The 11,555-nt window shown below is 58.8% G+C and carries 12 protein-coding genes and 1 tRNA gene; 2 read left to right on the top strand and 11 right to left on the bottom strand.

The window, feature by feature from the left end; genetic code table 11:
• Positions 1–308 precede the first annotated feature (308 nt).
• The 9 genes from LE416_RS12365 to LE416_RS12325 form a co-directional block, all read right to left on the bottom strand.
• Positions 309–932, bottom strand: coding sequence for a response regulator transcription factor (locus LE416_RS12365; protein WP_225049287.1), 624 nt, complete (start codon positions 930–932; stop codon positions 309–311).
• Positions 929–2,137 (bottom strand): sensor histidine kinase, encoded by a 1,209-nt coding sequence (locus LE416_RS12360; protein ID WP_225049286.1) that lies wholly within the window; start codon positions 2,135–2,137, stop codon positions 929–931. Before LE416_RS12360 ends, LE416_RS12365 begins: the two co-directional genes overlap by 4 nt.
• Positions 2,138–2,214: 77 nt before the next feature.
• On the bottom strand, positions 2,215–2,934 hold the full coding sequence (locus LE416_RS12355; protein ID WP_225049285.1) for an ABC transporter permease subunit: 720 nt from the start codon (positions 2,932–2,934) through the stop codon (positions 2,215–2,217).
• Between the two features lie 37 nt (positions 2,935–2,971).
• On the bottom strand, positions 2,972–3,865 hold the full coding sequence (locus tag LE416_RS12350) for an ABC transporter ATP-binding protein (RefSeq protein ID WP_225049284.1): 894 nt from the start codon (positions 3,863–3,865) through the stop codon (positions 2,972–2,974).
• 12 nt (positions 3,866–3,877) lie between these two features.
• On the bottom strand, positions 3,878–4,783 hold the full coding sequence (locus tag LE416_RS12345) for an ABC transporter ATP-binding protein (protein WP_225049283.1): 906 nt from the start codon (positions 4,781–4,783) through the stop codon (positions 3,878–3,880).
• Between the two features lie 691 nt (positions 4,784–5,474).
• On the bottom strand, positions 5,475–5,639 hold the full coding sequence (locus LE416_RS12340) for a PspC domain-containing protein (RefSeq protein WP_225049282.1): 165 nt from the start codon (positions 5,637–5,639) through the stop codon (positions 5,475–5,477).
• A gap of 349 nt (positions 5,640–5,988) precedes the next feature.
• Positions 5,989–6,102: a putative holin-like toxin gene (locus tag LE416_RS12335; RefSeq protein ID WP_225049281.1), complete on the bottom strand. Its 114-nt coding sequence runs from the start codon at positions 6,100–6,102 to the stop codon at positions 5,989–5,991.
• 230 nt (positions 6,103–6,332) lie between these two features.
• Positions 6,333–7,040 carry a glucosamine-6-phosphate deaminase gene (gene nagB, locus LE416_RS12330; RefSeq protein WP_225049372.1) on the bottom strand — a complete coding sequence of 236 codons (708 nt, stop codon included), beginning with the start codon at positions 7,038–7,040 and terminating at the stop codon, positions 6,333–6,335.
• Between the two features lie 87 nt (positions 7,041–7,127).
• A complete protein-coding gene (locus tag LE416_RS12325; RefSeq protein ID WP_225049280.1) occupies positions 7,128–7,904 on the bottom strand; it encodes a tyrosine-protein phosphatase in 777 nt (258 codons plus the stop codon).
• Positions 7,905–8,160: 256 nt separating this feature from the next.
• On the opposite strand from LE416_RS12325, the gene LE416_RS12320 reads away from it, so the two are divergent.
• Positions 8,161–9,087 carry a ribose-phosphate diphosphokinase gene (locus LE416_RS12320; RefSeq protein ID WP_225049279.1) on the top strand — a complete coding sequence of 309 codons (927 nt, stop codon included), beginning with the start codon at positions 8,161–8,163 and terminating at the stop codon, positions 9,085–9,087.
• A gap of 211 nt (positions 9,088–9,298) precedes the next feature.
• Here LE416_RS12320 and LE416_RS12315 read toward each other — a convergent pair whose 3' ends face one another.
• On the bottom strand, positions 9,299–10,063 hold the full coding sequence (locus LE416_RS12315; RefSeq protein WP_225049278.1) for a tyrosine-protein phosphatase: 765 nt from the start codon (positions 10,061–10,063) through the stop codon (positions 9,299–9,301).
• Positions 10,064–10,177: 114 nt separating this feature from the next.
• Here LE416_RS12315 and LE416_RS12310 point away from each other — a divergent pair.
• A tRNA-Lys gene (locus LE416_RS12310) sits at positions 10,178–10,250 on the top strand.
• A 318-nt stretch (positions 10,251–10,568) separates the two neighbouring features.
• On the opposite strand, the gene LE416_RS12305 is transcribed toward LE416_RS12310, so the two are convergent.
• Positions 10,569–11,546 carry a hypothetical protein gene (locus tag LE416_RS12305; protein ID WP_225049277.1) on the bottom strand — a complete coding sequence of 326 codons (978 nt, stop codon included), beginning with the start codon at positions 11,544–11,546 and terminating at the stop codon, positions 10,569–10,571.
• Positions 11,547–11,555 lie beyond the last annotated feature (9 nt).

The following is an 11,555-nucleotide window of genomic DNA, read 5'->3' as shown; positions in this document are numbered from 1 at the left end:
CCAGTACGCTAACAGGGAGGAGTAAACTACACAAGCATGCCTGAATACTGGGTAGAAACGCCGGTACCATAAGGATTAACTAGTTACTAGCTAAGTGTGGAATGCGCAGCAATCCACCATTTCGACAATATTTCTCTTTTCATAGTCTGCGGCTATCGTAACAGCATCAACAATTGGCGAAGACTAGATGGTGGCACACTGGACTTGAAAAAGTAGAGAAAACCAAGTATATAGAGCTTGAACGGCGCTGTTAGTGTTTCTTGTCAGCATCAGATGTGAGAGAGAAAATAATCGGCACATACTTTCGTCTATAACTCAATTAAGCCGTCACGCAACGCTGCCGCCACCGCCTCAGCGCGGGTGAACACGCCCAACTGATTGTAGATCTCGGTGAGGTGTGCCTTGATTGTTCGCTCGCTGAGATGCAGCGTGTCGGCAATGTCGATATTCCGCGACCCTTCGGCCACCATCCTCAAAATCTGCTGGTCACGGTCATTCAGTTGCGGCTTAGCTGCCGCCGGTGCCGCAAACGCCTTGCCCATCAACGATGGCTCGACATAGACCTGGCCGTTGATGGCGCCTTGAATCGTCTTGACGATGGTGTCCTTGTCGGCGTCTTTGAGCATGAAGCCTTTGGCCCCTAGACGCAGGGCCTGTTGGATCGGCTCCTGGTCATCAAACGTCGTCAACACCACCACTGGCAAGGCCGGGTGGGTCTGCGCCAACTCGCGCAGCATTGCGATGCCGTCCATGTTCGGCATCCGAATATCAGTCAACACCACGTCTGGTGTCAATTCTTCGACCTTGGCCAAGCCGTCCTGGCCGTCCACGGCGGTGCCGACGGCCTCCATACCGTCGGTGGTTTCCATGATCAGCGACAAGCCGGTACGTAAAATCTGGTGATCGTCTACGATTAAAACGCGAATACTCATAATTGCTCCTTCTTCGTTACTGGCATCGTCAAGGTCACGGTGGTGCCTTCGCCTGCGGTGCTGACGACGGTCAACGCACCATCAAGCGCCGCAGCGCGCTCGTGCATACCCTGCATCCCGAAATGGCCGGACTTCTTCTTCATGATCGTGCCTTCGCCAAAGTCGATCACCTGCAGGCGGAAAATATCTTCAACCGATTCACCGCGTACGATTGCCTGCTTGGTGTCGGTGTGCTTGACCACATTGATCAACGCCTCTGACACGATGCGGCTGATCTCGGTGAGCTGAGCGCCGGAGTAGTCCGGCACATCGTTCATCTTGATCGATACGTCTAACTGATAGTTCTTCATGAAGGCTTCGGCCAGCAGTTCCAGCCGTGCCGTCAGGCTCTGCTCCGACGTCGCGCGCAAGTCGGTCAAGGTCAGCCGCGTGTCGCGCAAGGTATCGCGGGCGATGCCGGTTGCGCCTTGGATGACTTCAAGCGCCCGGTCATCCTTGCCGCTTTGCAAAAAGGCCTGCGCTGCTTCCAGCTGCATGACCGTTCCGGCCAAGCCCTGGGTCAAGGTATCGTGCAACTCACGCGCCACCCGCTGGCGTTCGGTGCGCACTGTCGATTCTTCGACTTGCGAATAGGCAATTTTCAGCTCCGAAACCAGGTCTTCGGCGCGTTGACGGGCGGCTTGTTGCTGTTGGAAAAAACGCCAGTAAGCGATCACTACCAGCAACATAAACACCAGCCCAACCAATACCGCAACACCTTCCAGCCAGCCGTTGTACACAACATACACCAACCAGATCAAGAGACTCAGCCCAGCTAAATACCCCAAGGCTTGCTTAGGCCGCGAGTACAAGTTGATCATCTCGATAGCCATGATTGGAATTACGCCGAAAAATAGTACAGGCATCTGATTAGTCAACGCAATGGTTGTGCTAATCGCAAAGCCCAACTGCGGTAACAACAACCACAATCGACCTCGCCGGATTAGCCAATCACCAAACCATAGCAGCACTTCTTCGGCCAGCAGACCACCGAATATGATTTGTTCCTGCCACATCTGCGTAATATCTGAATAGTGCGTCAGCCAGCCACTGGACAGGTTAATACTACTGGCAGTACTGGCGACATACATTGCAGCGAAGCCAACAATCAACATGAACAACATCAATGGCAGGCGCAACACGTAATATGGGGTTTTCTTCTTCATACAATATCCTCTAGCTTTAATGATACGCCCTCTTATCACAAAAAACGATGTGTCCAACAAAGACACATCGTTGTTGATTAAAGTGGCAAGTCCTTCTTGGCAAAGGCCGTGGTGCCGACGCCGAAGGTCACAGCGGCGATGCCACCTAAAACGACCAACTTAGGCAGCCACTTGGACCCTGCGGCCAAGATATTCTTGTAGTCGAATAAGTTGACGATGGTCAAGTGCTGGACGTTTTCTAGTCCTGCCACACCGTAATCGGCAAAGGAGCCGACGATTGCCAGAAGAATGAACAAGATAACTAGCAAACCACCGGTGCCAAGCGCGTGCTTGGAAAGGTTGAAGATTCCGGAAGCGGCAAACATGATGCCGGCAAAGGCCAAGGCGACCATGAACGCCCCGAAGTTCAAGTTGATCAGCGTCTGGGTCTTGAAGCCCGCGTCGGCGATGTTGTTAGCAATCACGGACACACCTGCCATCGCGCCATAAGTGACGGCGAGGCTCCCAACCATGTACACCAGCTGCGTGATCGCAACGGTAGTGCGACGAATCGGCGCGGTGAGAATATAAGCCATTGAGCCTTGGTCGACTTGCCCGGCAAGTAATTTGTTACCGGAGATAACCACGAACAATGCGACCATCGTTGAAGCCAGCATGCCGAAGTACATCGGCCCGACTAAGGCTTGGGTTTGCTTCATCACGATCAGCTGGGCCAAGATGACGTTCATCACCAAGGTCACCAGCCCCCAGACGGCGAAGTTGGACTTAAAGGTTTGTTTCAGTAATGGAAAACTCATGATTTGATCTGCTCGCTTTCTTGTATACGAAGCCGCATTACAGCTCCAATTCCTTCTCGAAGTAGTTGTCCAGCGTCTGTGTCGCAAAGCTGACGTCGGTGAGCTTGACTTCACTCAACAGCTGCAACAGCTTGGCTTCATCGGCGTTGGGCACCAACAGTACCACGGTGTTGTGCAGCGGGTCTTGGCGCACCACCTCAAAGCCGCTGGTCAATAGGCAATCGAAGCCGTCATTGGTTGCGGCCTCGATGGTCACGCGCTGGGCGGCGTGGATCTCGGCAGACTTGCGCTCATCGAGCACGTCGATCACTTGGCCATCTTTGAGGAACATGATGCGGTCGCAGGTGCGCTCCAGCTCGTTAAACATATGACTGCTCAAGAACACGGTGGTGCCCTGGGCTTTGACTTGGAGGATCAAGTCGATAAAGGCGTCGCGCATCACGGGATCTAAGCCAGTGGTCGGCTCGTCTAGCAATAACAGCGGTGGTTTAGTCATGAATGCGCACACCAGCGCGGTCTTCTGCTTCATGCCTTTGCTCATACGGCGCAAGTCGGCAGTGAGGTCGATCTTGAAGCGCTGGATCAACTCATTGACGTATTCGTCCTTGTTGGCGCGCAGCAGCGCCAGTTCGTTCTGTAAGAAAGTCGCACCGGACTTGGTATCGGGAAAGGCGATTTCGCCTGGCACGTAGCCAATCAGCGACTTGGTCTTGGCGGCCTTAGCCCAGGTGTCCATGCCGCGAATGGCGGCGGCGCCTTCCGACGGGTGAATGAACCCCATCAGCATCCGCATGGTGGTGGTTTTGCCGGCACCGTTCTTGCCGACGATGCCGACAACTTCGCCTTGCTGGATTGCCATGTTCATGCCGTGCACGCCGCGGTCGTGTTTGTAGTTCTTAGATAATTGCTTGGTTTCAACCATTGCTAACATTACGTTCCTCCGTTAAATCGTCTTGAAGATCTTGTCCGTGCGGTAAAAGTTCATGAAGTACGATTCCAGATCGAACTTGTCTTCAACCAGCTTCGTGATATGGCGGCCTTTGAGCTGGTTGGCGAAAAAGTCACCGACTTCCGCCGCTTTGACCTTCACCTTCAAGCCGACTTTGCACTTTGTGCCGCCGAGTTCGTTAGCCGCCAAGTCGCGGTCGTGTTCTGTGGCGAAGAACAGCTCGTAAGTCTTCACATCTTTGTTCTGGAGCTTGTTGGCGTCGACTTGCGACACAATCTTGCCGTCCTTGATGATGGCGATGCGGTCACAGGTCGCCTCGACTTCTGGAAAAATGTGGCTGGAAAGTAGGATGGTTTTGCCGCGCCGCTTCTCGGACACCATGAACTGAATGAATTGCGCCTGCATCGCCGGATCAAGCCCGCTGGTCGGCTCATCGAGAATGAGAATCTCTGGGTCAGCTAGGAAGGCGGTGACCACCGCGAGCTTACGCTTGGTGCCGAGGCTCATGCGCTTGGTGTTGCCGCTGGGGTCGAGGTCAAACATCTCAAGCAACTGGTTCAAGTATGTGTCATTTTTGACGCCGCGCATCTGTTGCATGGTGCGAATGAACTGCCACCCGCTGACGTTCTCGGGCAGCGCAATCTCCCCTGGCAAGTAGCCGATGTGCTTCATCACTTGGTTGTATTGGGTGGTGGCGTCCAGGCCGAGCACGCTGACGGAGCCGGACCCCGGCTTGGTGAAGCCAGTGATGTGGCGAATGGTCGTGGTTTTGCCGGCGCCGTTAGGACCGAGGAACCCGAAGACTTCGCCGGGGTGGATCTCGAAGCTGACGTCGAAGATGCCGCGACCGTGGCCAAAGTCCTTCGTGAGATGATCGACCTTCAATGCTGCTTGTGTCATGTTTGCCTCCTGCAATTAACAGATGAACCTAGCTTACCGTGGATCGTGCGTGCTGCCATCGTCTGAACGGGCAGACTTTCGTTGCCCGATTGGGCAGTTTTCAGGATCTCGCATCACGTGTTGCGAATGAACCAGCCGAGCGCTGTGCCGACGACGGTCAAAATTGCGGCGATCACGAGGGACTTCATTGGCGTTTTCTTCCTGGCATTTTCCATGTCTGTTCTCCTTTGGTTGACTTGATGAATACAGCATACCGAGAACTAGCTGCCTTGCCATCGTCCAAAAGGGTACACCTGCGTTGCCCGTTCGGGCAGTGCCAGCGCCGGCCATTAAAAAACCGCATTTAATCGCGCTGCGGAGGATGAACACGACTTATACGGTGGATTGGCTAAAGTGCCGACGGTGACCGCCCACGCATTGCGCACTTGCTCGCCTCACTGCTACTTAGCCTTGGGAGAACCCGTTAGTGATTCGGGCTCGCCTTGGCCACGGGGATGTGCGAACGACTTTAGAGATTTAGGGTTACCTCTAAAACAGGCGTGACATTGAGGCTTCTAAACGACGGGAAGGACTGGTTGCAGTGCCGTCAGGGTGAAAATCGTTCAGCGTGTGCCGTGTTTGTGCCAGAGTAAAATAAAAAGCCGACAAATCAGCGTTTGTCGGCTTAAAGTTGTTTCACGTGAAACAGTGGTTAGTCTGCCATCAGGAACATCAGCGCCAGGTAGACCCAAAACAGGATGCCGCCGCCGAACACGAACAGCAGACGCACCCAGATGCTGCCGATGCCCAGGGCCTCGGCGATGCCGCCGCAGACGCCGGTGAAGACCCGGTCGGTCGATGATTTGCGCAGTTTCATGTTATTTCTCCTCCAAGTGTTGTGATGCCTTTAGTTTAACCGGTCGGGTGCTTAGGTGCATCGCTCGTTATGCGGAGATTGGGGTCGGGCGCAGGACCGAGGCCGCGGGCTAGTTGTGCATCAATAACTGGTTGACCGCGCAGTGGGACGCGGGTCGCGGAGCGGTAATCAGCGGGTGGCAACGCGGTGAGGGGCGAGTGACGAGGTTGGCCGCCGGGTTTGCGCGGCGGCGTGGGCATGCTATACTGAAGGCAGAGAAAAACCCCGTGCGTCAACACGGGGCTCGCAGACCGTTGATAACGGCTGGCATTGATTCAGTTAGAAGATCGCTAAACTCCTGCCACGAAGTTTACTCGCGATCTTTTTTGTTGCCGTGGTCCGCAATCTTAAGCATCAGATCGACGAGCGACAGGATAAACCCGCCGAACGTCAACGCAACGAGGATTGCTTCGCTAACCGTCAACACGGCACCTCCTTTCCTTTGGAGTTTGAGCATCGTGCATACGCACCACCTCGCCTTCGAAAAGATCAGATTTACCAACCGGTTTCAACTTTCTGCTTGCGCTAGTGTATCACGTGCCACTGATTGCGGTCATGGCAGCCGGGTTAGGGTTTGACCAGCCGGTGGTGGCAAGGGTCGCTTAGCCGAAAAAAAATCCGCCATATCGGCGGATTTTTTCGTAGCTTGTGAAATTACTTGCTGAGCTTGCTTGCGGCCGCTTCGTCGATGATGAGGATCGCATCCGAGTGGTTCTGCAGCACGGAAGCCGGCACGTGGTTGGTGACGGGGCCTTCGATGGTCGCCTTGATGGCGTCGGCCTTGTCTTCACCGTAGGCCAGAAGCAGAATCTTCTTGCCCTTCATGATCGAGCCGATGCCCATGGAGATGGCGTAGCGCGGCACGTCCTCTTCGCGGTCGAAGAAGCGCTTGTTGGCCTCAATCGTGGATTCGGTCAGGTGCACCTTATGGGTCTTGCCGTCGAGGTCGGAGCCCGGCTCGTTGAAGCCGATGTGGCCGTTGCGGCCGATGCCCAGGATCTGGATGTCGATCGGGTTGGCCGCCAGAATCTTCTCGTAGTCCGCAGCGGCGGCCTCGGAGTCTTCGGCGTTACCGTTCGGCACGTAGGAGTGGGCGAACGGCTTCTTGTTGAAGAGGTTGTCCTTCATGAACTGGTGGTAGCTCTGCGGGTTGTCTTCCGGCAGGCCAACGTACTCGTCGAGGTTGATCGAAGTCAGGTTACTGAAGTCAAGGTCGCTTGCGATCATGGCTTGGTACAGCGTAATCGGGGTGCTGCCGGTGGCAAGGCCCAGAACCTTGGCGCCTTGTTCGATGCCAGCCTTGATGAGGTCAAAAGCGACCTGGCCGCCTTCTTCTTTATCTTTAACGATTTTTACTTCCATCATAAAAGCCTCCTTGTTTGGTCTAGTCCAATATACACCGCGGGGGCCGTCCATGTCAACAATGGTCTAGACGAATCGCAAGCTTTTTCACGGCGCCAACAGCCGCTGCCGCAAAATCGTCTGCGTCGCCTCATCGATCCCCAGCACCGCCTTGGCGTAGTGCGGCCAATCGCCGTGCGCGCCGCGGATGTACGCCGCCACCGCCATCTCGCACTGGCGCTCGGCGCGGTTGCGGTTCATGTCCGCGACGAAGGTGCTGCCCGGGTCCTGCAGCGCCTGGGTCACCCGGGCGGCCGGCGCCTCGAAAACGGCGTTGGTCAAGAGGTAATCCTGGCGAATTGTGGCCTCGGACGCGCCGAGGAGGCCGAGCAGAATCATCGCGGCCACCCCGGTGCGGTCCTTGCCGGCGGCGCAGTGAAACAGCAGCACCTCGTCCTCCGGCAGCGCCAGCACCAGGTCGATCAGTGTGCGCCACTGCACAATCGCGTGCGCATCCGTGAGCATGCGCAGGGAGTACTCGGCCATCGGCGCAATCCGCGGGTCCTGCATCGCGCCGAGGTACTGCGCAAGTGTCTGAGGCAGCGGCGCCATGTCGGCGAAGGGCAGGATGGACAGCGCGTGGTAGGTGACGCCCGGGGCCAGCACATCCGGCCAGCCGCGTTGCTCGGCGTCGCTTCTCAGGTCCACCACCTGGCGCACCCCGTAGTCGTAGATCTGCTGCGCATCGGCCGCCGTCATCAGGGCCAGGCTGCCCGAGCGCAGCAGCCGGCGGTTTTGCACCCGCCGCCCGCCGGCCACGGGGTACCCGCCGAGCTCGCGCAGGTTCACCGCGTCCGGAATCGGTAACAATCGTTGTGGTTCCATGATCCGCCTCCCATGTCCCCATTATACCCAGTGGCGCGGCGCCGGGGTAGTTTTGCGGTCGCCGGCCGGTGCGGCGGGGCGCGACGGTGGTCGAAAACGGGCGTCACGCACCGCGTCGTTTTGTGCGCTGCCACGCAATGTAGCGGCGCTGCACACCGCCTCACAAGCCGGTTGCGGCCGGTCCGCAGTCGGGCTTCGACGGCCGCGCGACTTTTTGGTATAATGGGCCTGACACTACAACCTAATGGAGGACGACATGGCAGGAGTTAAACTGTTCGCGCTCAACGGCAATCTGCCGCTGGCGCAAAAAATCGCGGCGGAGGTCGGCTTGCCGCTGTCGCCGGCATCGGTGCGGCACTTTGCCGACGGGGAGATCGCGATTGACCTGGACGACAGCGTGCGCGGCGCGGATGTCTACGTGATTCAGCCGGTTTCCGACCCGGTCAACGAGAACTTCATGGAGCTTCTGATCATGGTCGACGCGCTGCGCCGCGCCAGCGCCCACACGATCAACGTGGTCGTGCCGTACTACGGCTATGCGCGCGCCGATCGCAAGGCCCGGTCGCGCGAGCCGATCACGGCCAAGCTGGTGGCCAACCTCCTGACGATGGACGGCATCAGCCGCTTCATCGCCGTGGACCTGCACGCCGATCAGCTGCAGGGCTTCTTCGACATTCCGGTCGATCACCTGCGGGCGCTGCCGCTGTTCGCCGACTACTTCCGCGATCAACACCTGACGGACGTTGTCGTGGTGGCCCCGGATCACTCGGGCACCAAGCGCGCCCGTGAGCTGGCCGAGCTGCTGCACGTGCCGATCGCCATCGTCGACAAGCGGCCGGAAGCCGAGGCCGGCATCATCGGGGACGTCGCGGGCCAAAACGCAATCATCATCGACGACCTGATCGACACCGGCGACCGCGCCGCTGAGGCCTACACCGCGCTCGCCGCGGCCGGCGCCAAGGACATCTACGCCGTTGCGACCCACGCGATCTTCTCCCGCGGCGCCAGCCAGCGCCTCGCCAACCTGCCGCTGCGCCAAATTGTGGTCACCGACACCATCAACCTGCCGGCGGAGAAGCGCCTGCCGAACATGGTCACCATCTCGGTGGGCCAGATGATCGGCCAGGCGATCAAGCTGATCGCCTCCAACCAGTCGATCCACCCGCTGTTCGACTTCAAGTAAATTAAAACACGCGCCGCCAGTCGCCGGAATTTCCGGTGGCCGGCGGCGCGCGTTTTTTCGGCGCTGGCGTCGGGTGAATACGTTTACTGGGAGGCGGGGGATAGCCAATCACAGGCTGACGTCGGAAGCGTTTGCGCAGAATTGGCCGAGATAAAATACGCACCAGGTATAGATTTTTAATCCACATATCGGACGGCGTTATGCGCCGATTCTAATCTATCAGGTATAGCTTCCTTAGATCGGTCAAATCGGCCGGCGACAGCCCCAGCTGGCGCATGACGTAGTGCGGCCAGTCGCCGTAGTGCCGGACAATCAGCGTGGCCACCGCGCGGTAGTTGGCGGCCTCCGCCGGGTGTGCGTTCATCGCGTCGACCGCCGCGCTGCCGCTGGGCCTGACGCCGGCTGCTGCGGCGTCGTAGATCCGGTTGGTCAGCAGGTAGTCCGCCTTAATGGTGGCCTCGGGCACGCCCAGGGCGCCGAGCAGCATCATCGCGGCCACCCCGGTGCGGTCCTTGCCGGCGGCGCAGTGAAACAGCACCGCTTCGTTCGGCTCGGCGGCCAGCACCGTGGCGAACACCTCACGGAAAATCGCGTTGGCGTGGCTGTCCGTCAGCATTTTCTCGTAGGTCGCGACCATGCCGACCGGCGTTTTGACCAGGCGGCGGTAAAAATGGCGGTACGCGCGGCACCACAGCGGCGCGCGGTCTGAGAAGGGGTAGACGGACAGGTGGCGGTACGCGATGGCCGCCGGGATCCGGTCCGGCGCGCGCCGCACCTCGGCGTCGCTGCGCAGGTCGAGGTCGTGCGCGACCCCGTAGTCGATGAGCTTTTGTTCGTCCGCCGGCGTCAGGTCGCTCAGGCTGCCGGCGCGAACCAGGCGGTGCCAGGCGACGGTGCGGCCGGCAGTGGTTTGGTAGCCGCCGAGGTCGCGGACGTTCACGGCGTTTTGCAGGGAGATGATGCGATTGGACTCCATGATGACCCTCCATTCCTTGCCCCCATCTTAGCAGATTTTCGACTTTTTCGCTGAATGGCCTTGCGCGCGTAGGGCCGGGGTGGTAATATTATCAAGTCGTTAAGGCAATCACATGGGTGGTTAGCTCAGCTGGCAGAGCAACGGACTCTTAATCCGTGGGTCCAGGGTTCGATCCCCTGACCACCCATAACGAACCGGCGTCGCAAGTTTCGGCTTGCAGCGCCGGTTTTTTTTGCGCGCGTCAACTGGCGGCGCAGAATAATCTGATAGTATCTGAGAGCCCCGCTTCGTGCTCGGGGTCCGGTCAAGTTGACGGATACATCATCGACCGTTTCATCCGTGCCGACGCGGCGTTACCCCAGGATTCATCCCGGGGTAACGCCGCTTTTTTGCGCAAAAAGGCGCAAGGCTTACAGGCCTTGTGCCCTAGGGAAGCGGTTCTTGGAGCTTGCGCCCAACGGTTTTTATCTATATCGCGCGTTGTTCATAGCCAACGGATGCAGGGTCAAGTGGTTTGCGGTGGTGAATCGACCGGCCGCCGCTGGTTGGCTGGGTGGAAGAGCCGGCCGGCCAGCTTGGTCAGCGCCTGCTGGGTGGTGACCAAGTGATCGCTGGGGGTCGGGACGCGGTACAGCCGGGTGATGCGGCCGAGTTTCTGGGCCCGGGCCAGAATCGCGGCTGGTCGGTGGTGAAGAAACGCGTGGCAGGTTACTGGTTCGGACAGTGCGTCGTAGATGGTAAGCTCAAGCGCATCGTACTCGAAAATTGTGTAGCGCGTCCCACCAATGAGGACCCCTTCGGTCACCCGGTCGGGCTGGTAGCGCCGCCACAAGGCCTGACGCATGCTGGCGGTGACGATGCCGGGCGTGGTCGCAGGTACGGCGACGGGAACCGTGGTGCTGTTGGCGGCCAGAGTCGAAAGCCACGGTGCCAGGGTGCTGGTGGCCGTTGGGGTGCAGGTCAGCACGTCCAGATCGCTGGCCTGAGCAATGCGATCGGAGAACAGGCTGGCGGTGGCGGAGATGGTGAAGGTTGCCGCCGGGTAGCGGATGCTCAGCAACTGGGTCTTGAGCGGTTGCGCGGTGTCGCATAATGTGAGCCCGGCGGCGGACAACCCCGCCAGGCTCGCGGCCTGGGCCGGGTTGTCCGCCAGGTGCTGGCGGTAGCGGCTGCCGGTGTTATGGGCGATGAGCGTGACTGTCGTGGCTCCAGCGGCCTGCACCTTGGCCGTCAGCGCCAAAAAGTTGGTGAAGGCATGCTGGCTGACGGTCGGCATGACCACCGCAAGTGCCAGCGGATCGGCCAGGTCCGCCAGCTCATCGATGAGGTGCTCGAGGTGCGTGACCGCCGGAATCAGGCGGCAGACGGCGTGGCCAGCACGGGCGTCGTCGGCCATGTGGCTCAGGACCGCTCGATCGATCGCCGTGTTGCCGGCGAGACTCCAAGGGGCCGCGTCGCTGCGCGGTGGTTGTGTGTCTGCCATGTCATCGCC

This window comes from Lacticaseibacillus kribbianus (genome assembly GCF_020180945.1).
Taxonomy (GTDB): domain Bacteria; phylum Bacillota; class Bacilli; order Lactobacillales; family Lactobacillaceae; genus Lacticaseibacillus; species Lacticaseibacillus kribbianus.
Note: the sequence above shows the minus strand (reverse complement) of the source record. Positions and strands in the feature narration are given on the sequence as shown.